This is a genomic window from Klebsiella sp. F11, from assembly GCF_056712265.1.
Genome location: NZ_CM160060.1, coordinates 5415513 through 5437258, shown reverse-complemented (window position 1 = coordinate 5437258; position 21746 = coordinate 5415513). Strand labels below are relative to the sequence as shown.

The window sequence follows — 21746 nt, the reverse complement described above, 5'->3', positions numbered from 1 at the left end:
GGCCGCACTCCACGATTTTATATTGCAGATATTGCAACATTACGTTGTGAATATATCAATTTCCGCAATGTATTTCCTGTCATATAGTAAGTTCATTCTCGCAAAAGCGAACCGAACAATAAGACACGCAACATCACGGAGTACATCACCATGGCTAACTACTTTAATACACTGAACCTGCGCCAGCAGCTGGCACAGCTGGGCAAATGCCGCTTTATGGCGCGCGAAGAGTTCGCCGATGGCGCGAGCTACCTTCAGGGTAAAAAAGTGGTCATCGTCGGCTGCGGCGCTCAGGGTCTGAACCAGGGCCTGAACATGCGCGACTCCGGCCTGGATATCTCCTACGCTCTGCGTAAAGAAGCGATTGCAGAGAAGCGCGCTTCCTGGCGTAAAGCGACCGAAAACGGCTTTACGGTCGGCACCTATGAAGATCTGATCCCGCAGGCCGATCTGGTGGTTAACCTGACGCCGGACAAACAGCACTCTGACGTTGTTCGTTCCGTACAGCCGCTGATGAAAGACGGCGCGGCGCTGGGCTACTCCCACGGTTTTAACATCGTTGAAGTTGGCGAGCAGGTTCGTAAAGACATCACCGTTGTGATGGTAGCGCCGAAGTGCCCGGGTACCGAAGTTCGTGAAGAGTACAAACGCGGTTTCGGCGTACCAACCCTGATCGCCGTTCACCCGGAAAACGACCCGAAAGGCGAAGGTATGGCTATCGCGAAAGCGTGGGCCGCGGCCACCGGCGGCCACCGTGCAGGCGTGCTGGAGTCCTCTTTCGTTGCGGAAGTAAAATCTGACCTGATGGGCGAGCAGACCATCCTCTGCGGTATGCTGCAGGCGGGTTCCCTGCTGTGCTTCGATAATCTGGTGGCGGAAGGTACCGACCCGGCATACGCGGAAAAACTGATTCAGTTCGGCTGGGAAACCATCACCGAAGCGCTGAAGCAGGGCGGCATCACTCTGATGATGGACCGTTTGTCCAACCCGGCTAAACTGCGCGCTTACGCGCTGTCAGAGCAGCTGAAAGAGATCATGGCGCCGCTGTTCCAGAAACATATGGATGACATCATCTCCGGCGAATTCTCCTCCGGCATGATGGCTGACTGGGCCAATGATGATAAGAAACTGCTGACCTGGCGTGAAGAGACCGGCGCAACCGCGTTCGAAACCGCTCCGCAGTTTGAAGGTAAAATTGGCGAGCAGGAGTACTTCGACAAAGGCGTTCTGATGATTGCGATGGTGAAAGCGGGCGTTGAGCTGGCGTTTGAAACCATGGTGGCATCCGGCATTATCGAAGAGTCCGCGTACTATGAGTCGCTGCACGAACTGCCGCTGATTGCCAACACCATCGCGCGTAAGCGTCTGTATGAAATGAACGTGGTTATCTCCGATACCGCCGAGTACGGTAACTACCTGTTCTCTTACGCCTGCGTACCGCTGCTGAAAGAGTTCATGACCACGCTGCAGACCGGTGACCTGGGCAAGGCGATTGCTGAAGGTGCCGTAGATAACGCCCAGCTGCGCGATGTGAACGAAGCGATTCGCAGCCACGCTATCGAAAGCGTTGGCCACAAGCTGCGCGGCTACATGACCGATATGAAACGTATCGCTGTCGCAGGTTAATTCCCGCCGTCTTGCGGCCCGCGGGCCGCATCGACCGGCAAATCCTCTAAAGGCCCGGTAAGCATAAGCGCTACCGGGCCTGCTTATTTACGCCTTAACGCAATAACCGAATCCGATACCTCTCCCTCCTCGCCCTCCGGCCCGCGCATCACTCGCGACACATCATCGCAGAAAATAATCTCCCACCCTTCAGGTAGCGGACCAAGCGACGCGATGGCTTCTTTTGCCGACTGGAACGGACGATCGGCATACTTTGACCATGACGGCGGTTTAGCGTGGGAGGTAATCAGCAGCGTGCCTCCCGGCGCAACGTGGGCAAATGCGGCGCGGAAGATATTCTGCCGATCGAAGGTGAGCGGCGATTCCAGAAAAGAGGCCACAATCAGATCGAACTGGCCCTCAGGAAAACCTGCGGTCAGATCGCATCGGGTGAAGGTAATACGATCGCTGACCGCGGAGCGTTCCGCGTTGCCGGCGGCGTATTCCAGCGCCCTCAAGGATAGGTCCACGGCAGTGACCTGCCAGCCTTTTTTCGCCAGCCACACGCTATCGTCCCCGCGCCCGCAGCCCAGCTCCAGCGCTTTGCCCGGGACTAATCCTTCGGTAAAGCGCACCAGAATTTTACCTGGAATGCCGTTGGAGAGAGGAGACATCGCGTCATAATGCGATTCCCAAAACTCTTCCGGCGTCTGTTCCTGATTGTGCATACCTACCTCATCGTTAACGGAAAAATCATGTAATGTTCAAAGTAACATAAGATTCATTTTGGTCAACAGCATGAGGTGAAAATATAAATTCGTTTAATTATCAGTGTATTGATGAGTTTTTTGGTTTTATTGCGTTAACGGGAATTGCGCAGCATAGCCATTATGTAATATCGTAAGTTACATGAAAACAAATAACTCATTCTCAGCAACGCTGCACATCCTGCTGCACCTGGAGCAGATGGATAAACCCCTGACGTCGGAGCAGATGGCCACCTTTATTGATGGTAATCCGGCGTTTATCCGCAAACTGCTTGCCGGCCTCAGGGAAAAAAACATTGTCTGTGCCACCAAGGGGCATCACGGCGGCTGGCGGCTATGTCGGCAGGTAAGCGAGATTACGCTTTACGACATCTACATAGCATTAGGCGAACCGGCGCTGTTTGCGCTGGGCAACCGCAGCGAAAACCCACAATGCCTGGTGGAACAGGGGGTAAACCGGGTGATGTCGGCGACGCTTGCCGATGCGCAAACGCTGATCCTCGATCGTTTTAAAAGCCTGACGCTACAGGATATTGGCAGCGAATTTATTAACTACTTCAACGATAAAGGCCATAACCCATGATTGCTACCTTAACGACCTGCCTGATGATTGCCCTGGCGGCTAGCAGTATTTCGATGACGGTGACGCAGACGGAGCTGTTTGCCGCGTTCCGCGAGTGGACGGCAAAAAAGAATGCGCTGATGGGGCATCTGTTTCAGTGTTTCTACTGCTTAAGCCACTGGGTGGTTTTTGGCGGGATGGCAGTGTATCGCCCGGCGCTGTTGCACAGCGGTTTTGCGCTGATTGACTGGGTGATGACGGCGTTTATCACCATCACCTTCGCGACGTTGATTAACGGACTGATGTTTAAGGTGTTCCAGGCAGCTATCAGCATGCATGTCATGAAGCATGAAGCGCAAAAAACGCTGCAGGCGAAATAAGAAAAAGCCTCTCTGCGCCAGAGAGGCTTTTTAATGCATTAGTTACGGTACAGCACCTTAATGATGTGGTAACCGAACTGGGTGTGCAGCGGGCCGGTCGGCTCCAGCACCGGGCAGGAGAAGACCACTTTATCAAACGCCGGAACCATCTGACCCTGGCGGAATTCGCCCAGATGACCGCCTTTCTTGCCTGACGGGCAGGTAGAGTGTTTCTTCGCCAGCTTCTCGAAATCGCCGCCGTTTTTAATTTGTTCCAGCAGGTCGAGTGCCAGCTTCTCTTCTTTTACCAGGATGTGCATTGCTGCCGCTGTTTTAGCCATGATTGTGCCTTGATAGGTTGCGATGAATCAGGGCGCAATCTTAGCATGCGTTAGCGGCGATATAGCACCTTAATGATATGGTAGCCAAAGCGGGTTTTGACCGGGCCGAAGGGTTTTAGCAGCGGGCAGGTGAAGATCGCGCTATCAAACGGCCCAACCATTGCGCCTTGCTGGAACTCGCCTAAATCGCCGCCGTTGCGCCCGGAGGGGCAGCGGGAATAGCGCTTCGCCAGGTGATCGAAGCTGACGCCGCGCTCCAGTTTGGCGAGGATCTCCTGCGCCAGCTTCTCTTCTTTGACCAGGATATGCAGGGCCGCTGCGGACTTTGCCATAGTTTCGCTCTCAGGATGACGGGTGTGGCCAACACTTTACCATTAGCCGGTAAATCTCCTCCCGGCTTTCTGCTACAATCCTCACCCCGTTCGAAGATTGAGCAAGACTCCCATGCGTTTAAACCCTGGCCAACAACAAGCCGTCGAATTCGTTACCGGACCGTGCCTGGTGCTGGCGGGCGCCGGTTCCGGTAAGACCCGCGTGATCACCAATAAAATCGCGCATCTGATCCGCGTCTGCGGCTATCAGGCGCGTCATATTGCGGCGGTGACTTTTACCAACAAAGCGGCGCGCGAAATGAAAGAGCGCGTCGGGCAAACGCTGGGACGCAAAGAGGCGCGCGGCCTGATGATCTCCACCTTCCACACGCTGGGGCTGGACATTATTAAGCGCGAATACGCCGCGCTGGGGATGAAATCCAACTTTTCCCTGTTCGATGATACCGACCAGGTGGGTTTGCTCAAGGATCTGACCGAAGGGCTGATCGAAGACGACAAGGTAGTGCTCCAGCAGCTGATCTCGACGATCTCTAACTGGAAAAACGATCTACGCACGCCGGCGCAGGCGGCGGCCAGCGCCAGGGGCGAGCGGGATCGGATCTTCGCCCACTGCTACGGGCTGTATGACGCGCATATGAAAGCCTGCAACGTGCTGGACTTCGACGATCTGATCCTGCTGCCGACGCTGCTGCTGCAGCGTAATGAAGAGGTCCGCGAGCGCTGGCAGAACAAGATCCGCTACCTTCTGGTGGATGAGTATCAGGATACCAACACCAGCCAGTATGAGCTGGTGAAGCTGCTGGTGGGACAGCGGGCGCGCTTTACGGTGGTGGGGGATGACGATCAGTCGATCTATTCGTGGCGCGGGGCGCGGCCGCAGAACCTGGTCCTGCTGAGTCAGGATTTCCCGGCGCTGCAGGTTATCAAACTGGAACAGAACTACCGCTCTTCCGGACGGATACTGAAAGCGGCCAATATCCTGATCGCCAATAACCCGCACGTGTTTGAGAAGCGCCTCTTTTCCGAGCTGGGCTACGGCGTCGAGCTGAAAGTCCTCTCCGCCAATAGCGAAGAGCATGAAGCGGAGCGGGTGACCGGGGAGCTGATTGCCCACCACTTTATCAATAAAACCCAGTATAAGGATTATGCGATCCTCTACCGCGGCAACCATCAGTCGCGGGTGTTTGAAAAAATGCTGATGCAAAACCGCATCCCGTACAAAATTTCAGGCGGTACCTCGTTCTTCTCCCGTCCGGAGATCAAAGACCTGCTGGCCTATCTGCGGGTGTTGACCAACCCGGACGACGACAGCGCGTTCCTGCGTATCGTCAATACGCCGAGGCGCGAGATTGGCCCGGCAACGCTGCAAAAGCTCGGCGAGTGGGCGATGACCCGCAATAAAAGCCTGTTTACCGCCAGCTTTGATATGGGCCTCACCCAGACGCTGACCGGGCGCGGCTATGATTCGCTGACCGCCTTCACGCAGTGGCTGGCCGAAATTCAGCGGCTGGCGGAAAGTGAGCCAGTTGCCGCGGTGCGCGATCTGATCCGCGGCATTGACTATGAATCCTGGCTGTATGAAACCTCGCCCGGCCCGAAGGCCGCGGAGATGCGGATGAAAAACGTCAACCAGCTGTTCAGCTGGATGACCGAGATGTTGGAAGGCAGCGATATCGATGAGCCGATGACGCTCACCCAGGTGGTCACCCGCTTTACCCTGCGCGATATGATGGAGCGCGGCGAATCAGATGAGGAGCTGGATCAGGTGCAGCTGATGACCCTGCACGCTTCGAAGGGGCTGGAGTTTCCGTACGTCTATCTGGTCGGCATGGAAGAGGGGCTGCTGCCGCATCAGAGCAGCATTGACGAAGATAACGTCGATGAAGAGCGCCGGCTGGCGTACGTGGGCATCACCCGGGCGCAGAAAGAGCTGACGTTTACGCTATGTAAAGAGCGCCGCCAGTACGGCGAACTGGTGCGTCCGGAGCCAAGCCGTTTTCTGCTGGAGCTACCGCAGGACGATCTTATCTGGGAGCAGGCGCGCAAGGTTATCTCGGCGGAAGAACGTATGCACAAAGGACAGGCTAACGTTGCCAACATCCGGGCGATGCTGGCAAAGGCGAAGGAGAAGTAGCGCTCGCCCCGGTATCAGACGACTTCTAAGGCCCAGTGGACATAGCTTTGCCACTGGCACTCCTGCTCAACCATCTCGCTGCCCAGCGGATGGTTTTCCAGCCAGCCTTCCGGCAGCCTCAGCATCAGCTTTTCATCCTCGGCGGCCAGGTTGACGGACGGCAGCAGATCGTCCCGACGGCGGCTGGCAAACAGAATGGCCAGACGCAGCAGGCGGCATAAATGCTCCGCAACCCGCGGCTTGACCGCGTTCTGCTGGTGGAGTGAAGATAGATCGATAGCGTTAGTTTGGTTGAGCAACAGCGTGGCGAGCAGCTTTTTCTGCGCCGGCGTGAAGCCGGGAAGATCGAGATTACGCACCAGGTAGGCCGCGTGCTGCGGAGCAGACTTAAAATCAACGCTCAGGCCAATTTCATGCAGGGCGCAGGCGCTGAGCAGCAGATCACGGCTAAGCGGCTCCAGCTCCCAGCAGCTATCCAGCTGGTTCACCAGGTCTGCAGCCAGACGGGCGACGCGCTGGGCCTGCTCGGTATCGATCATAAAGCGGCGCTGAATGTTGCGCAGCGTCCGGCTACGGATATCCTGATCGACCGCCAGGTGCAGCATGCCGTAAACCAGACCTTCGCGCAGCGCGCCGCCGGCCAGGGTCATGCAGCGGATATTCAGCTCGCTAAATATGGCGATGAGAATCGCCAGGCCGCTGGGAAAAACCAGCGCGCGCTCGAGGGTCAGGCCTTCTATTTCAAGCTCTTCCAGCCGCCCGCACTGAATCGCCCGCTGTTTGAGCTGCTGCAGTTTGGCCAACGTAATGCGCTCATCCATCCCCTGCGCCATCATGATTTCCTGCAGGGCCTGAACGGTGCCCGAGGCGCCAACGCACACTTTCCAGCCGTGATAGTTCAGCGTATCGGTGATAGGACGCAGGACTTCGCGCGCCGCATTTTCGGCAAGATCGAAGTTGTCTTTCGTGAGGTTGCGATCGGCGAAGTAGCGTTCCAGCCAGGTAACGCAGCCCATCGCCAGGCTGAAAAGAGAGGTCGTTTGTGCGCCGGTTCCGGTGACCAGCTCGGTGCTGGCTCCGCCGATATCGACCACCAGGCGCTGGTCTTCTCCGCCGGTGGTATGCGCAACGCCCTGGTAAATCAGGCGCGCTTCTTCCTCGCCGCTAATGACCTGCACCGGGCAGCCGAGAATATCTCTGGCCCTGGCCAGAAACTCATCGGCATTGACCGCCAGACGCAGAGTCGCGGTCGCCACCACGCGGATTTGTGCCGGAGGGATATCCTGCAGGCGCTCGGCAAACAGCCGTAAACACTGCCAGCCGCGCTCCATCGCTTCCGCGGAGAGCGCGTTGTCGCTATTCAGGCCCGCGGCAAGACGCACTTTGCGCTTGATACGGCTGAGAGTCTGTATGCTCCCGGCCACCTCGCGAACAACCAACATATGAAAGCTATTAGAGCCAAGATCTATAGCTGCATAAAGCGAGGTGGAACTCATACACTTCATCCTTCAAATTGCCTCTGCGAAAGTAGCGTGCTTATTTGGCCCATCCCAGGGACTCACCCCGATGGGGCCGCTGCAAGCAGCGTTCAAATCCGTCAGACGCAGATTTGTCACCCGAACCACTTACTAAAGTAAGTCATTCGGGATTCGCTAACCTGGCGTCTTGATGCATCCCGAATGATTTGTGTATGACATACCTTATTAACCCGAACGACGGCGGTTACGGGGCGGTCCGTTGCGGCGCGGGCCGTTGCCCGTGCGTGGACGCGCCAGGCGCAGCGGCCGTGGCAGATCGGTCATCAGCACATCGGGGTTGTACTTGCTTACCGGAATGGAATGCCCGATATAGGTTTCAATCGCCGGCAGGTTCAGCGCGTACTCTTCACAGGCCAGGCTGATGGAGTGACCGCTGGCGCCGGCGCGACCGGTACGGCCGATGCGGTGCACGTAGTCTTCGCAGTCATCCGGCAGGTCGAAGTTAAAGACGTGCGTAACGGCTGGAATATGCAGCCCGCGCGCCGCAACGTCCGTTGCCACCAGAATATCGATGTCGCCGCGGGTAAACTCTTCGAGGATCCGCAGGCGTTTTTTCTGCGCCACGTCGCCGGTCAACAGGCCTACGCGATGACCGTCCGCGGCGAGGTGGCCCCAGATATCTTCACAGCGATGCTTGGTGTTGGCGAAGATAATGGCGCGATCCGGCCACTCTTCTTCGATCAGCGTCTGCAGCAGGCGCATTTTCTCTTCGTTGGAAGGATAGAACAGCTCTTCTTTAATACGGTGACCCGTTTTCTGTTCCGGTTCTACTTCAACGTACTCGGCGTTGTTCATCTGCTCAAACGCCAGCTCGCGGACCCGATAGGAGAGGGTGGCGGAGAACAGCATGTTCAGGCGCTGGTTAGCCGGCGGCATGCGGCGGAACAGCCAGCGGATATCTTTAATAAAGCCGAGATCGTACATGCGATCGGCTTCGTCGAGGACGACAACCTGAATAGCGCCAAGGTTGATATGATTTTGTTTGGCGTAGTCGATAAGGCGACCGGTGGTACCGATCAGAATGTCGACGCCGCTCTCCAGCACTTTCAGCTGCTTATCGTAGCCATCGCCGCCGTACGCCAGACCGAGCTTCAGGCCGGTGGCCTGCGCCAGCGGTTCCGCGTCGGCATGGATCTGTACCGCCAGCTCACGCGTTGGCGCCATGATCAGCGCGCGCGGTTGGTTGACCTGGCGGTCAGCGATAGCCGGGTGAGAGAGAAGATAATGAAACGTTGACGTCAGAAACGCCATCGTTTTACCGGTACCGGTTTGCGCCTGCCCGGCGACATCACGGCCTTCCAGCGTTAGTGGAAGAGCGAGTGCCTGAATGGGCGTACAATTATGAAACCCTTTCTTTTCAAGAGCTTCGATAACTGCCGGGTGCAGGGCGAAGTCGGAAAACTTCTGTTCTGTTAAATGTGTTTTGCTCATAGTGTGGTAGAATATCAGCTAACTATTGCATTAAGAAAGCGTATCCGTTGAAATAACGTCAACCTTTCGTTGGCTATACGCGAAATGACTGAAGGTGCTCTGCGGCAACCGAATGAATCTTCGAAAGCTTAGACTACTAAGCGGACCGAAGGTGAATAATCTACCGGTAACGGATTTGAACACGGTTTGCTTTGACTCCTGCGCGGCGAGGTCCATGATGGACCGGGTCGCACAGGCTGTCAGTTAAAGGGGCATCCTGAAGAATGACGTGTATAACGTAGCATCAGCGCGTCGTTGATGTCTGCGACACCAGCACACCAGGCTTATTCCTGTGGAGTTAAATATGAGCGATAAAATTATTCACCTGACTGACGACAGTTTTGACACGGACGTACTCAAGGCTGACGGGCTAATCCTCGTCGATTTCTGGGCAGAGTGGTGCGGTCCGTGCAAAATGATCGCCCCGATTTTGGATGAGATCGCCGGCGAGTATCAGGGCAAGCTGACCGTAGCGAAACTGAACATCGATCAGAACCCGGGCACCGCGCCGAAATACGGCATCCGTGGCATCCCGACTCTGCTGCTGTTTAAGAACGGCGAAGTGGCGGCGACCAAAGTTGGCGCACTGTCTAAAGGCCAGCTGAAAGACTTCCTCGACGCCAATCTGGCGTAAGCAGTTTGCCATTCCGGCGTCCGGATTCCTATTTTTTGCGGAACTCTGGACGCCCGGCTTGAGTCGTGCTAAGTTAACTTCAGACTTCGTTTTAAACATACCTTTATTGTTTGAATCTTGCTTTACCCGAAGCATCCCGCAGAAATGCGCGTGAAGCTAAAAATTCCGGGCCTTATCACTCATTCCGTTTTGTCGTTTCAGCTCTGCGTTTTTTCCTGTGACCAGGCAACGTACAGACACGAGATGTAGGCCGCTAACAGGCATGGATGTTCCTGCCATACCATTCACAACATGAAGTTCGAGTTCTACCCCGAGTTTAAGAACCCACACCATTATGAATCTTACCGAATTAAAGAATACGCCGGTTTCTGAGCTGATTACTCTCGGCGAAAATATGGGGCTGGAAAACCTGGCCCGTATGCGTAAGCAGGATATTATTTTTGCCATCCTCAAGCAGCATTCGAAGAGTGGCGAAGATATCTTTGGCGATGGCGTGCTGGAGATACTGCAGGATGGATTTGGTTTCCTCCGCTCCGCAGACAGCTCCTACCTCGCCGGCCCCGACGACATCTACGTATCCCCTAGCCAAATCCGCCGTTTCAACCTTCGCACCGGTGACACCATTTCCGGTAAGATTCGTCCTCCTAAAGAGGGTGAACGTTACTTTGCGCTGTTGAAAGTCAACGAAGTTAACTACGACAAGCCGGAAAACGCGCGCAATAAGATCCTGTTCGAGAACTTAACGCCGCTGCACGCAAATTCACGTTTGCGTATGGAGCGTGGTAACGGCTCGACTGAAGACTTAACCGCTCGCGTGCTGGATCTGGCTTCGCCGATCGGCCGCGGTCAGCGTGGTCTGATTGTTGCTCCGCCGAAAGCCGGTAAAACGATGCTGCTGCAGAATATTGCGCAGAGCATCGCTTACAACCATCCTGACTGCGTGCTGATGGTCCTGCTGATCGACGAACGTCCGGAAGAAGTGACCGAGATGCAGCGTCTGGTTAAAGGTGAAGTCGTTGCTTCTACCTTTGATGAACCAGCATCCCGCCACGTTCAGGTTGCCGAAATGGTTATCGAGAAGGCCAAGCGCCTGGTTGAGCATAAGAAAGACGTTATCATTCTGCTCGACTCCATCACCCGTCTGGCTCGCGCCTACAACACCGTCGTGCCGGCCTCCGGTAAAGTTCTGACCGGTGGCGTGGACGCCAACGCCCTGCACCGTCCGAAGCGTTTCTTCGGCGCCGCGCGTAACGTCGAAGAGGGTGGCAGCCTGACTATCATCGCTACGGCGCTGATTGATACCGGCTCCAAGATGGACGAAGTTATCTACGAAGAGTTTAAAGGCACCGGCAACATGGAGCTGCACCTCTCCCGTAAGATCGCAGAAAAACGCGTCTTCCCGGCTATCGATTACAACCGTTCCGGTACGCGTAAAGAAGAGCTGCTCACCACTCAGGAAGAGCTGCAGAAGATGTGGATCCTGCGCAAAATCATCCATCCGATGGGTGAAATCGATGCGATGGAGTTCCTCATCAACAAGCTGGCTATGACCAAAACTAACGATGATTTCTTTGACATGATGAAGCGTTCGTAAGTTTAAAAAAGCTAAAAAACGCCACGCAACCGCGTGGCGTTTTGTTTTTGGGATTTGTATGATCCAGAAAGGGAAATCTGAGCGGGTATTATCGTATGATGAGCGCGCCTCTCCTGGCGGAGATAACTTTAACAGACTAAAATCTATACAATAAATTTGTAATGATCTGCATTACCCCTTCAGGAGTTGAGACATCGTCGTTATACTTCCCGGATTAACCATGCTGAGAGCACATGCGTTGTGAATTTACTCACTGCTATTACTGAATTAATCAGTATTTTCTTATTCACTACCCTATTTATATTTGTGGCTCGTAAGGCGGCAAAAAAGGTTGGGTTAGTCGATAAGCCTAACTATCGAAAGCGGCATCAGGGTTTGGTTCCGTTAGTGGGTGGCATCTCAGTTTACGCGGGTATTTGTTTTACATTTGCGATTGCGGATTATTACATCCCCCATGCCTCGCTGTACCTGGCGTGCGCCGGTATTCTGGTACTGGTCGGCGCGCTGGATGACCGATTTGATATCAGCGTAAAAATTCGCGCGGTTATGCAGGCCGCCATTGCCGTCGTCATGATGATGGCAGGAAACCTGCATCTTAGCAGCCTGGGTTTTATTTTTGGCTCATGGGAGCTGGTGCTCGGCCCCTTCGGCTTCTTCCTCACGCTTTTCGCCGTTTGGGCGGCAATTAACGCCTTTAATATGGTTGATGGCATTGATGGCCTGCTTGGCGGTCTCTCCTCGGTTTCTTTCGCAGCGACGGGCATTATCCTGTGGTTTGACGGTCAGTACAGCCTGGCGATGTGGTGTTTCGCGATGATCGCCGCCATTTTGCCCTATATTTTACTTAACCTCGGCGCGCTTGGCCGCCGCTACAAGGTTTTTATGGGCGATGCCGGCAGCACCATGATTGGCTTCACCATTATCTGGATCCTGCTGGAAACCACGCAGGGTAAAACGCATCCCATTAGCCCGGTGACCGCGCTGTGGCTTATTGCAATTCCGTTGATGGATATGGTGGCGATTATGTATCGTCGCCTGCGCAAAGGCATGAGTCCGTTCTCTCCGGACCGCCAGCATATTCATCATTTGATCATGCGCGCCGGGTTTACTTCCCGGCAGGCATTCGTCCTGATCACGCTGGCGGCCGCTTTGCTGGCGCTGGTCGGTGTGGTGGCGGAATATACCCGTATCGTTCCTGAATGGGTGATGTTAATACTCTTTTTGTTAGCCTTCTTCCTTTACGGCTACTGCATTAAACGCGCCTGGAAAGTGGCACGCCTGGTTAAGCGCATCAGACGCAGAATACGGCGACACAGCAGTAATAATCCAAAATTAACCAAGTAGAACTGGGGACGTGATGACTCAACCATTACCGGGAGCACAAGCAGTGAACGTTGAGAATGAGCTGGATATTCGCGGGCTGTTTCGCGCCTTATGGGCAGGGAAAATTTGGATAGCGGGGATGGCCGTGCTGTTTGCGCTGATCGTACTGGTTTACGCCTTTTTTGCTCGCCAGGAGTGGAGCGCGACGGCGATTACCGACCGGCCAACCGTGAATATGCTGGGCAGCTACTACTCGCAACAGCAGTTTTTACGCAATCTGGATATCAAAGCCAATCTTGCGCCGGTCGATCAGCCTTCGGCAATGGACGACGCTTATAAAGAGTTCATCATGCAGCAGGGGTCCTGGGATACCCGCCGTGATTTCTGGCTGCAAACCGACTATTACAAACAGCGTCAGTCGGGCAATTCGCGCGCCGATGCCGCGCTGCTGGACGATCTGATTAACAATATTCAGTTTATGCCGGGCGATGCGGTAAAGAATATCAACGATAGCGTGAAGCTGACGGCCGAGACCGCGCCGGACGCCAATAATCTGCTGCGCCAGTACGTGGCGTTTGCCAGCCAGCGCGCGGCGGGTCACCTGAATGACGAGCTGAAGGGCGCCTGGGCGGCGCGTACCGTGCAGATGAAAGCGCAGGTTAAACGTCAGGAAGAGGTTGCCCGGGAGATTTTCAACCGCCGCACCCACAGCGTGGAAGAGGCGCTGAAAATCGCCCAGCAGCATAATATCTCCCGCAGCGAAACCGACGTTCCTGCCGATCAGCTGCCGGATTCCGAGCTGTTTTTACTCGGCAGGCCGATGCTGCAGGCGCGGTTAGAGAATTTGCAGGCGGTAGGTCCGGAATACGACCTTGACTATGACCAGAACCGCGCGATGCTGAATACCCTGAACGTCGGGCCGACTTTAGATCCGCGTTTTCAGACTTACCGGTATTTGCGTACGCCGGAAGAGCCTGTAAAACGCGATAGCCCGCGCCGCGTATTTCTGATGGTGATGTGGGGGATTGTGGGCGCGCTCATCGGCGCAGGCGTGGCGCTATCGCGACGTCGTATCCAGTGAATGCGGCCTGTGATGACGTTCATGCGGACTTCATCACCTAATCGAAGAGAATCGATGTGAAAGTACTAACTGTATTTGGCACAAGACCCGAAGCCATCAAAATGGCACCGCTGGTTCACGCGCTGGCCAGAGATCCTCATTTTGAGGCGAAAGTGTGCGTAACCGCGCAGCATCGGGAGATGCTCGATCAGGTGCTGAAGCTGTTTGCTATTGTTCCGGATTACGACCTGAATATCATGCAGCCGGGTCAGGGCCTGACGGAGATTACCTGCCGCATCCTCGAAGGGCTGAAGCCGGTTCTGGAGTCGTTTAAGCCTGACGTGGTGCTGGTGCATGGCGATACCACTACGACGATGGCGGCGAGCCTGGCCGCTTTCTATCAGCGTATCCCGGTGGGGCACGTTGAGGCGGGGCTGCGGACCGGCGATCTCAGCTCGCCGTGGCCGGAAGAGGGTAACCGGACGTTAACCGGGCGGCTGGCAACCTGGCATTTTGCGCCGACGGAGACCTCGCGGCAGAACCTGCTGCGGGAGAATATTGCCGATAGCCACATCACGGTCACCGGTAATACGGTTATCGATGCGCTGTTCTGGGTTCGCGATCGCGTGCTGGGCGATGAGGCGCTGCGCATCGAGCTGTCGCAGCGCTATCCGTTCCTTGCTAACGGAAAGAAGATGATTCTGGTCACCGGCCACCGTCGCGAAAGCTTCGGCCGCGGGTTTGAGCAAATCTGCCAGGCGCTGGCGGAAATTGCGGCCAGCCATCCCGATGTACAAATTGTCTACCCGGTGCACCTGAACCCAAACGTCAGCGAGCCGGTCAACCGCATTCTTGGCCACGTTGATAACGTGATTTTGATTGAACCGCAGGATTACCTGCCGTTTGTCTGGCTGATGGATCGCGCATGGCTGATCCTCACCGACTCCGGCGGTATTCAGGAAGAAGCCCCTTCTCTGGGCAAACCGGTTCTGGTGATGCGTGAGATGACGGAGCGGCCGGAGGCGGTGGCCGCTGGTACCGTCACGCTGGTCGGTACCGATAGCCAGCGCATCGTCGCGGAAGTCACGCATCTGCTGCACAATGATGCCGCATACCAGGCGATGAGCCGGGCGCATAACCCTTACGGCGATGGACAGGCATGTAGCCGCATTTTGACCGCACTTAAAAATAATCGGGTAACGCTATGAGTTTTTCTACCATTTCAGTGATTGGCCTTGGGTATATCGGTTTGCCAACCGCTGCCGCGTTCGCCTCCCGGCAAAAGCGCGTGGTCGGCGTTGATGTTAACCAGCACGCCGTGGAGACTATTAACCGTGGCGAGATTCATATCGTGGAGCCGGATTTGGCCAGCGTCGTTAAGACGGCGGTCGAGCAGGGCTATTTAAGCGCCACGACCGTCCCGGTTGAAGCGGACGCCTATCTGATTGCCGTGCCGACGCCCTTTAAGGATCTGCACGAGCCGGATATGGTCTTCGTCGAGTCGGCGGCAAAATCGATCGCGCCGGTGCTGAAGAGGGGGGCTTTGGTTATCCTTGAGTCCACCTCCCCCGTCGGCGCGACGGAGCTGATGGCGGGCTGGCTGGCGGAGCTGCGTCCCGATCTGAGCTTCCCGCAGCAGGCAGGCGAAGCGGCGGACGTCAATATCGCCTACTGCCCGGAGCGCGTGCTGCCGGGTCAGGTGATGGTTGAGCTGATTAAAAACGACCGGGTGATTGGCGGGATATCGCCGGTCTGTTCCGCCCGCGCCAGCGAGCTGTATAAAATTTTCCTCGAAGGCGAGTGCGTGGTGACCAACTCCCGCACCGCAGAGATGTGCAAGCTGACCGAAAACAGCTTCCGCGACGTCAATATCGCCTTTGCCAACGAACTGTCGCTGATCTGCGCCGAGCAGGAGATTAACGTCTGGGAGCTGATTCGCCTGGCGAATCGCCATCCGCGCGTCAATATCCTGCAGCCGGGACCGGGCGTTGGCGGCCACTGTATCGCGGTCGATCCGTGGTTTATCGTGGCGCAAAACCCGCAGCAGGCGCGGCTGATCCGCACCGCGCGTGAGGTCAACGACCATAAGCCCGAATGGGTTATCGAGCAGGTGAAGGCGCGGGTGGCGGAGTGTCTTGCCGCCAGCGACCGGCGCGCCAGCGAGCTGAAAATCGCCTGTTTTGGCCTGGCCTTTAAGCCGAATATCGACGATCTGCGCGAAAGCCCGGCGATGGCTATCGCCATGCAAATTGCGGGCTGGCATAGCGGCGAAACGCTGGTTGTCGAGCCTAATATTCACCAGCTGCCGAAGAAGCTCGACGGTCTGTGTACTCTGACATCGCTGAATGATGCCCTGGCGAACGCCGATGTACTGGTGATGCTGGTCGATCACCATGAGTTTAAAGCGATCGGCGGCGACAGCGTGACCCAGGCATTTATCGTCGATACCAAAGGGGTATGGCGGTGAGAACGATTCTGGTCACCGGAATGAGCCAGGTCCCGCTGCCTGGCTCAGGCTATGGCCAATATTTACTGGATCTCGTCCGTGTCCGTCCGCGCCAGTATTGAACCCCTGGAGTGGGAAAACCGCTTCTTTGGCGTGAATAGCGCGATCGTGCGCTTTCGCGACGACGCTCCGCCGCTGACCAGCCAGGCGCTGGCCGGCTGGTCGCGTCTGCAGGCGAAGATTGCGGCGGACGATACCGAACGGCTGGATGCCTTACAGCAGCTGGGTTTCCAGCTGGTGGAAGGGGAAATCGATCTGGCGCTGCCGGTCGGGACGGCTGACGACCTCGGGGGCGAAGTCGCCACCGCGTCGGACATTCCGCGCCTGCGGGAACTGGCGGCGCAGGCGTTTGCCCTCAGCCGCTTTCGCGCGCCGTGGTATGCCGCTGATGCCAGCGGCCGTTTCTACGCCCAATGGATTGAAAATGCGGTGCTGGGGACCTTTGATAACCAGTGCCTGATTTTTCGCGCCTCCGACGGCGATATCCGCGCTTTTGTCTCCCTGCGCCAGCTCAACGCCACGGACGCGCGGATCGGCTTGCTGGCCGGCCGCGGCGCCGGCGCTGAGCTGATGCAGGCGGCGCGAAGCTGGGCCGGATCGCGCGGGCTCTCTACATTGCGGGTGGCGACCCAGATGGGGAATACCGCCGCGCTTAAACGTTATATTCTCAGCGGTGCGAATGTGGAAAACACCGCGTACTGGTTATACAGGTGACATGATGATTCCATTTAACGCGCCGCCGGTGGTGGGAACCGAGCTTGATTATATGCAGTCTGCGATGAGCAGCGGCAAGCTGTGCGGCGACGGCGGATTTACCCGCCGCTGCCAGCAGTGGATGGAGCAGCGCTTCGGCACGGTAAAAGCGCTGCTGACCCCGTCCTGTACCGCTTCGCTGGAGATGGCGGCGCTGCTGCTGGATATCCAGCCGGGCGACGAAGTCATTATGCCGAGCTATACCTTCGTTTCTACCGCCAACGCCTTTGTGTTGCGGGGAGCCAAAATTGTTTTTGTCGATATTCGTCGCGATACCATGAATATCGACGAAACGCTGATCGAAGCCGCCATCACTGAGAGGACCCGGGCGATTGTGCCGGTTCACTATGCCGGCGTGGCCTGCGAGATGGACACCATTATGGCTATTGCCGGCAGGCATAACCTGTTCGTGGTGGAGGATGCCGCCCAGGGCGTCATGTCGACCTACAAAGGGCGCGCGCTGGGCACCATCGGGCACATCGGCTGCTTTAGCTTCCATGAAACCAAAAACTATACCGCCGGCGGCGAAGGCGGGGCGACGCTGATCAACGATCGCCAGCTGGTCGAGCGCGCGGAGATCATTCGCGAAAAAGGCACCAACCGCAGCCAGTTCTTCCGCGGACTGGTGGATAAGTACACCTGGCGCGATATCGGCTCCAGCTATCTGATGTCCGACCTGCAGGCCGCCTATCTGTGGGCGCAGCTGGAAGCGGCGGAGAAAATTAATCAGCAGCGCCTGACGCTGTGGCAGAGCTATTACGACGCCCTGCTGCCGCTGGCGCGCGCCGGGCGCATCGAGCTGCCGATTGTCCCTGCCGACTGCGGGCATAACGCGCATATGTTCTATATCAAGCTGCGGGATATCGACGACCGCAGCAGGCTGATCGCGTGGCTGAAAGAGGCCGAGATTCTCGCCGTCTTCCACTATATCCCGCTGCACAGCTGCCCGGCAGGGGAGAACTTCGGCGAGTTCCGTGGCGAAGACCGTTTTACCACCCAGGAGAGCGAGCGCCTGCTGCGCCTGCCGCTGTTCTACAATCTGTCGTCGGTGAACCAGCGGACGGTGATTAACTCGCTGCTGAGCTACTTCTCCTGATATGTCGTTGGCAAAAGCTTCGCTGTGGACCGCGGCGTCCACTCTGGTCAAAATCGGCGCCGGGCTGCTGGTGGTTAAGCTGCTTGCCGTCTCCTTCGGGCCGGCGGGCGTAGGCCAGGCCGGTAACTTTCGCCAACTGGTCACCGTGCTTGGCGTCCTCGCCGGCGCCGGTATTTTCAATGGCGTAACCAAGCTGGTGGCGCAGCATCATGACGATCGCCAGCAGCTTACCCGGGTAGTCGGCACTTCCTCTTCGATGGTGCTGGGCTTTTCGACGCTGCTGGCGCTGATATTTTTACTCGCCGCGGCGCCCGTCAGCCAGGGGCTGTTTGGTCATACGCAGTATCAGGGGCTGGTGCGGCTGGTGGCGCTGGTGCAGATGGGCATTGCGTGGGCTAACTTCCTGCTGGCGTTGATAAAAGGCTTCCGCGATGCGGCGGGGAACGCGGTATCGCTAATTGCCGGTAGCCTGATCGGCGTGGTGGCGTACTATGCCTGTTACTCTTTCGGCGGCTATCAGGGCGCGCTGCTTGGGCTGGCGCTGGTGCCGGCGCTGGTGGTGGTTCCGGCGGCTATCGTTTTGTGGCGGCGGGGGACCATCCCGCTTAGCGCGCTGCGCCCGCGCTGGGATAACGGCCTGGCGGGGCAGCTGTCAAAATTTACCCTGATGGCGCTGATTACCTCGGTAACGCTGCCGGTCGCTTACGTGATGATGCGTAACCTGCTGGCGGAGCATTACGACTGGGAAGCGGTCGGGATCTGGCAGGGGGTGAGCAGTATTTCCGACGCCTATCTGCAGTTTATCACCGCGTCATTCAGCGTCTATTTGCTGCCTACGCTCTCCCGGCTAACCGCCAAAGCGGATATTACCCGCGAGATCGGCAAATCGTTAAAGTTTGTCCTGCCGGCGGTGGCGGCGGCAAGCCTGACCGTCTGGCTGCTGCGCGACTTTGCCATCTGGCTGCTGTTTTCCGAACGCTTTACGGCGATGCGCGATCTGTTTGCCTGGCAGCTGGTGGGCGATGTCCTGAAGGTCGGAGCCTATGTTTACGGCTACCTGGTGATCGCCAAAGCGTCGCTGCGTTTTTATATTCTGACGGAAATCAGCCAGTTCACGCTGTTGACCGCCTTCTCACACTGGCTTATTCCGGCGCACGGCGCAGTTGGCGCGGCGCAGGCGTATATGGCTACGTATATTGTTTATTTCGTCCTCTGTAGCGGCGTGTTTTTACTTTGGCGTAAACGGGCATGACAGCACTGATACACGTACTGGGATCGGATATTCCACACCACAACCAGACCGTTCTGCGGTTCTTTAATGACCAGCTGGCCGGCGACGACGAGCAGGCGCGCACGTTTATGGTCGTCGGCGACGCAGCGGGCGTCCGCGAGGCGTACCCGGCGCTATCTATCACCTGTTATCCCGGAAAGAAGTCTCTGGCGCAGGCGGTGATTTCCGCGGCGAAAGCGGATCGGCGCCAGCGCTTTTTCTTTCACGGTCAGTTCAATACCGGCCTGTGGCTGGCGCTGCTCGGCGGCGGAATTCGCCCTTCCCAGTTCAACTGGCATATCTGGGGCGCCGATCTGTATGAGAATTCCTCCAGCCTGAAGTTCAGGCTTTTCTATCCGCTGCGCCGGCTGGCGCAGGGGCGGGTAGGGCGCGTTTTTGCCACCCGCGGCGACCTGAGCTGGTTTGCCCGTCGTCACCCTAAGGTGGCGGGGGATCTGCTCTACTTCCCGACCCGGATGGATCCGGCGCTGAACGCGCTGGCGGATAGCGCTCCGCGTGCCGAAACGCTGACTATTCTGGTGGGCAACTCGGGCGATCGCAGCAATGAACATATTGCGGCGCTGCGCGCTATTCATCGGCAGTTTGGCGATACGGTAAATGTGATTGTCCCGATGGGCTATCCGGCCAACAACGCGGAATATATTAACGAAGTGCGCGCGGCGGGCGCGGCGCTGTTTAGCCCCGGGCGTTTACAGATACTCAGCGACAGGCTGGAATTTAACGATTATCTGGCGCTGCTGCGCCGCTGCGATCTGGGCTATTTCCTCTTTGCCCGCCAGCAGGGGATCGGTACGCTGTGCCTGCTGATTCAGGCGGGCATCCCCTGCGTACTAAATCGGGAGAATCCGTTCTGGCAGGATATGTCGGAGCAGAATATTCCGGTACTCTTTACCGGCGATACGCTGGATGTTGCCATCGTGCGTGAAGCCCAGCGTCAGCTGGCCAGTGTGGATAAAAACCAGATCGCCTTTTTCCGGCCCAACTACCTGACGGGCTGGCGGCAGGCATTGCGGGTTGCTGCGGGGGAGAGCGTATGACATTGATGCAATTTTGCGGGCTGCTGGTGGTCTGGCTGCTGTCGTCGCTGTTTATTGCCACCGCCACGTATTTCGAGTTTCGTCGGGTGCGTTTTAACTTCAACGTTTTCTTTTCGCTGCTGTTTCTGCTGACCTTCTTCTTCGGCTTCCCGCTGACCAGCATTCTGGTCTTCCGCTTTGACGTCAGCGTGGCGCCGCCGGAAGTGCTGCTGGAAACCCTGCTGGTTTCGGTGTGCTTTTACGCGGTGTATTACGTCACCTACAAAACGCGGCTGCGCTCGTCCGCGCACGATCATCAGCGCCGTCCGCTGTTCACCATGAACCGCGTGGAGACCCACCTGGCGTGGATGATTCTGCTGGGCGTGGCCCTGCTGTGCGTCGGCATTTTCTTTGCCCACAACGGATTCCTGCTGTTCAGGCTCAACTCCTATAGCCAGATTTTCTCCAGCGAAGTCTCCGGTGTGGCGCTGAAGCGCTTTTTCTATTTCTTTATCCCGGCGATGCTGGTGGTCTACTTCCTGCGCCAGGACTATAAGGCGTGGATTTTCTTCCTTATCAGCACCACCGCCTTCGGTCTACTGACCTACGCCATCGTCGGCGGCACGCGGGCGAATATCATTATTGCCTTCGCCATCTTCCTGTTTATCGGTATTATTCGCGGCTGGATAAGCCTGTGGATGCTGGCCGCGGCCGGCGTGCTGGGTATTGTCGGGATGTTCTGGCTGGCGCTGAAACGCTACGGGATGAACGTCAGCGGCGATGAGGCGTTTTATACCTTCCTCTATCTGACCCGCGACACCTTCTCGCCGTGGGAGAACCTGGCGCTGCTGCTGCAGAACTACGATAAGATAGCGTTCCAGGGCCTGGCGCCGATGATCAGGGATTTCTACGTCTTTATCCCCGGCTGGATGTGGCATGGCCGGCCTTCGATGGTCCTGAATACCGCCAACTACTTCACCTGGGAGGTGCTGAATAATCACTCCGGGCTGGCCATCTCGCCGACGCTGATTGGTTCGCTGGTGGTGATGGGCGGGGTGTGGTTTATTCCGCTGGGGGCGGTCGCGGTCGGGCTGATCATCAAGTGGTTTGACTGGCTGTATGAGCTGGGCAACCGTGAGAGTAACCGTTACAAGGCGGCGATTCTGCATAGTTTTTGTTTTGGCGCGATCTTCAATATGATCGTGCTGGCGCGCGAAGGGCTGGATTCTTTTGGCTCCCGCGTGGTGTTTTTCCTCGCGATCTTTGGCCTCTGCCTGCTGGCGGCGAAGCTGCTGTACTGGTTCCTGGATAGCGTAGGACTGATTCATAAGCGGACCAAACCGCTTTCGCAACCTCAGGTCTGAT

General features: G+C 56.8%; 20 protein-coding genes and 1 pseudogene. 16 read left to right on the top strand and 5 right to left on the bottom strand.

Translation table 11 applies throughout. The features are described 5' to 3' along the window. The first annotated feature begins 150 nt into the window (after positions 1-150). Positions 151-1626: a ketol-acid reductoisomerase gene (gene ilvC, locus AC1M2H_RS26680; RefSeq protein WP_480149700.1), complete on the top strand. Its 1476-nt coding sequence runs from the start codon at positions 151-153 to the stop codon at positions 1624-1626. Between the two features lie 83 nt (positions 1627-1709). Here ilvC and AC1M2H_RS26675 read toward each other — a convergent pair whose 3' ends face one another. After that, positions 1710-2333 (bottom strand): class I SAM-dependent methyltransferase, encoded by a 624-nt coding sequence (locus AC1M2H_RS26675; RefSeq protein WP_480149699.1) that lies wholly within the window; start codon positions 2331-2333, stop codon positions 1710-1712. 181 nt (positions 2334-2514) lie between these two features. Between AC1M2H_RS26675 and AC1M2H_RS26670 the strand changes: the two genes are divergently transcribed. Further along, positions 2515-2955 carry an Rrf2 family transcriptional regulator gene (locus tag AC1M2H_RS26670; protein WP_480149698.1) on the top strand — a complete coding sequence of 147 codons (441 nt, stop codon included), beginning with the start codon at positions 2515-2517 and terminating at the stop codon, positions 2953-2955. Further along, complete coding sequence (locus AC1M2H_RS26665; RefSeq protein WP_480149697.1) at positions 2952-3314, top strand: DUF1360 domain-containing protein; 363 nt, start codon at positions 2952-2954, stop codon at positions 3312-3314. The genes AC1M2H_RS26670 and AC1M2H_RS26665 overlap by 4 nt, the downstream gene beginning before the upstream one ends. 38 nt (positions 3315-3352) lie before the next feature. Here the strand turns inward: AC1M2H_RS26665 and ppiC (AC1M2H_RS26660) are convergent, their stop codons facing one another. Next, positions 3353-3634 carry a peptidylprolyl isomerase PpiC gene (gene ppiC, locus AC1M2H_RS26660; protein ID WP_024555327.1) on the bottom strand — a complete coding sequence of 94 codons (282 nt, stop codon included), beginning with the start codon at positions 3632-3634 and terminating at the stop codon, positions 3353-3355. A 50-nt stretch (positions 3635-3684) separates the two neighbouring features. Continuing rightward, positions 3685-3966, bottom strand: a complete 282-nt coding sequence (gene ppiC / locus AC1M2H_RS26655) for a peptidylprolyl isomerase PpiC (protein WP_480149696.1) — start codon at positions 3964-3966, stop codon at positions 3685-3687. A gap of 112 nt (positions 3967-4078) precedes the next feature. On the opposite strand from ppiC (AC1M2H_RS26655), the gene rep reads away from it, so the two are divergent. Beyond that, positions 4079-6100 carry a DNA helicase Rep gene (rep, locus tag AC1M2H_RS26650; RefSeq protein ID WP_480149695.1) on the top strand — a complete coding sequence of 674 codons (2022 nt, stop codon included), beginning with the start codon at positions 4079-4081 and terminating at the stop codon, positions 6098-6100. A 14-nt stretch (positions 6101-6114) separates the two neighbouring features. On the opposite strand, the gene gppA is transcribed toward rep, so the two are convergent. After that, complete coding sequence (gene gppA, locus AC1M2H_RS26645) at positions 6115-7605, bottom strand: guanosine-5'-triphosphate,3'-diphosphate diphosphatase (RefSeq protein ID WP_480149694.1); 1491 nt, start codon at positions 7603-7605, stop codon at positions 6115-6117. 198 nt (positions 7606-7803) lie between these two features. Further along, positions 7804-9069 carry an ATP-dependent RNA helicase RhlB gene (gene rhlB / locus AC1M2H_RS26640; RefSeq protein ID WP_480149693.1) on the bottom strand — a complete coding sequence of 422 codons (1266 nt, stop codon included), beginning with the start codon at positions 9067-9069 and terminating at the stop codon, positions 7804-7806. A gap of 343 nt (positions 9070-9412) precedes the next feature. Between rhlB and trxA the strand changes: the two genes are divergently transcribed. The 12 genes and pseudogenes from trxA to wzyE all read left to right on the top strand — a co-directional run bounded on the left by trxA (position 9413) and on the right by wzyE (position 21745). Beyond that, complete coding sequence (gene trxA, locus AC1M2H_RS26635; RefSeq protein WP_041143475.1) at positions 9413-9742, top strand: thioredoxin TrxA; 330 nt, start codon at positions 9413-9415, stop codon at positions 9740-9742. A gap of 175 nt (positions 9743-9917) precedes the next feature. Next, a pseudogene (locus tag AC1M2H_RS26630) lies at positions 9918-9980 on the top strand (rho operon leader peptide); the annotation flags it as partial. A gap of 96 nt (positions 9981-10076) precedes the next feature. Next, entirely contained in the window at positions 10077-11336 is a 1260-nt protein-coding gene (gene rho, locus AC1M2H_RS26625; protein ID WP_002883293.1) for a transcription termination factor Rho, read from the top strand. A 240-nt stretch (positions 11337-11576) separates the two neighbouring features. Further along, on the top strand, positions 11577-12680 hold the full coding sequence (gene wecA / locus AC1M2H_RS26620; RefSeq protein ID WP_480152042.1) for a UDP-N-acetylglucosamine--undecaprenyl-phosphate N-acetylglucosaminephosphotransferase: 1104 nt from the start codon (positions 11577-11579) through the stop codon (positions 12678-12680). Positions 12681-12693: 13 nt separating this feature from the next. Then, positions 12694-13740 (top strand): ECA polysaccharide chain length modulation protein, encoded by a 1047-nt coding sequence (gene wzzE, locus AC1M2H_RS26615; RefSeq protein WP_480149692.1) that lies wholly within the window; start codon positions 12694-12696, stop codon positions 13738-13740. 56 nt (positions 13741-13796) lie between these two features. Further along, complete coding sequence (gene wecB / locus AC1M2H_RS26610) at positions 13797-14927, top strand: non-hydrolyzing UDP-N-acetylglucosamine 2-epimerase (protein WP_480149691.1); 1131 nt, start codon at positions 13797-13799, stop codon at positions 14925-14927. After that, on the top strand, positions 14924-16186 hold the full coding sequence (wecC, locus tag AC1M2H_RS26605; RefSeq protein ID WP_480149690.1) for a UDP-N-acetyl-D-mannosamine dehydrogenase: 1263 nt from the start codon (positions 14924-14926) through the stop codon (positions 16184-16186). Before wecB ends, wecC begins: the two co-directional genes overlap by 4 nt. Positions 16187-16264: 78 nt before the next feature. Further along, positions 16265-16939 (top strand): dTDP-4-amino-4,6-dideoxy-D-galactose acyltransferase, encoded by a 675-nt coding sequence (gene rffC / locus AC1M2H_RS26600; protein ID WP_480152041.1) that lies wholly within the window; start codon positions 16265-16267, stop codon positions 16937-16939. A 4-nt stretch (positions 16940-16943) separates the two neighbouring features. Further along, a complete protein-coding gene (gene rffA / locus AC1M2H_RS26595) occupies positions 16944-18074 on the top strand; it encodes a dTDP-4-amino-4,6-dideoxygalactose transaminase (RefSeq protein ID WP_480152040.1) in 1131 nt (376 codons plus the stop codon). A 1-nt stretch (position 18075) separates the two neighbouring features. Then, positions 18076-19326, top strand: a complete 1251-nt coding sequence (wzxE, locus tag AC1M2H_RS26590; RefSeq protein WP_480149689.1) for a lipid III flippase WzxE — start codon at positions 18076-18078, stop codon at positions 19324-19326. Next, complete coding sequence (locus AC1M2H_RS26585) at positions 19323-20402, top strand: TDP-N-acetylfucosamine:lipid II N-acetylfucosaminyltransferase (protein WP_480149688.1); 1080 nt, start codon at positions 19323-19325, stop codon at positions 20400-20402. The genes wzxE and AC1M2H_RS26585 overlap by 4 nt, the downstream gene beginning before the upstream one ends. Next, on the top strand, positions 20399-21745 hold the full coding sequence (wzyE, locus tag AC1M2H_RS26580; RefSeq protein WP_480149687.1) for an ECA oligosaccharide polymerase: 1347 nt from the start codon (positions 20399-20401) through the stop codon (positions 21743-21745). Before AC1M2H_RS26585 ends, wzyE begins: the two co-directional genes overlap by 4 nt. Position 21746 lies beyond the last annotated feature (1 nt).

Excerpts from the sequence above, each read along its gene's own strand:
- rho (WP_002883293.1), top strand. The coding sequence starts at position 10,077 with ATGAATCTTACCGAATTAAAGAATACGCCGGTTTCTGAGCTGATTACT.
- ppiC (WP_480149696.1), bottom strand. The coding sequence starts at position 3,966 with ATGGCAAAGTCCGCAGCGGCCCTGCATATCCTGGTCAAAGAAGAGAAG.
- wzxE (WP_480149689.1), top strand. The coding sequence starts at position 18,076 with ATGTCGTTGGCAAAAGCTTCGCTGTGGACCGCGGCGTCCACTCTGGTC.
- wecC (WP_480149690.1), top strand. The coding sequence starts at position 14,924 with ATGAGTTTTTCTACCATTTCAGTGATTGGCCTTGGGTATATCGGTTTG.
- rhlB (WP_480149693.1), bottom strand. The coding sequence starts at position 9,069 with ATGAGCAAAACACATTTAACAGAACAGAAGTTTTCCGACTTCGCCCTG.
- wzyE (WP_480149687.1), top strand. The coding sequence starts at position 20,399 with ATGACATTGATGCAATTTTGCGGGCTGCTGGTGGTCTGGCTGCTGTCG.
- AC1M2H_RS26665 (WP_480149697.1), top strand. The coding sequence starts at position 2,952 with ATGATTGCTACCTTAACGACCTGCCTGATGATTGCCCTGGCGGCTAGC.
- wzzE (WP_480149692.1), top strand. The coding sequence starts at position 12,694 with ATGACTCAACCATTACCGGGAGCACAAGCAGTGAACGTTGAGAATGAG.
- AC1M2H_RS26585 (WP_480149688.1), top strand. The coding sequence starts at position 19,323 with ATGACAGCACTGATACACGTACTGGGATCGGATATTCCACACCACAAC.
- trxA (WP_041143475.1), top strand. The coding sequence starts at position 9,413 with ATGAGCGATAAAATTATTCACCTGACTGACGACAGTTTTGACACGGAC.
- AC1M2H_RS26675 (WP_480149699.1), bottom strand. The coding sequence starts at position 2,333 with ATGCACAATCAGGAACAGACGCCGGAAGAGTTTTGGGAATCGCATTAT.
- ppiC (WP_024555327.1), bottom strand. The coding sequence starts at position 3,634 with ATGGCTAAAACAGCGGCAGCAATGCACATCCTGGTAAAAGAAGAGAAG.
- gppA (WP_480149694.1), bottom strand. The coding sequence starts at position 7,605 with ATGAAGTGTATGAGTTCCACCTCGCTTTATGCAGCTATAGATCTTGGC.
- rep (WP_480149695.1), top strand. The coding sequence starts at position 4,079 with ATGCGTTTAAACCCTGGCCAACAACAAGCCGTCGAATTCGTTACCGGA.
- rffA (WP_480152040.1), top strand. The coding sequence starts at position 16,944 with ATGATTCCATTTAACGCGCCGCCGGTGGTGGGAACCGAGCTTGATTAT.
- AC1M2H_RS26670 (WP_480149698.1), top strand. The coding sequence starts at position 2,515 with ATGAAAACAAATAACTCATTCTCAGCAACGCTGCACATCCTGCTGCAC.
- ilvC (WP_480149700.1), top strand. The coding sequence starts at position 151 with ATGGCTAACTACTTTAATACACTGAACCTGCGCCAGCAGCTGGCACAG.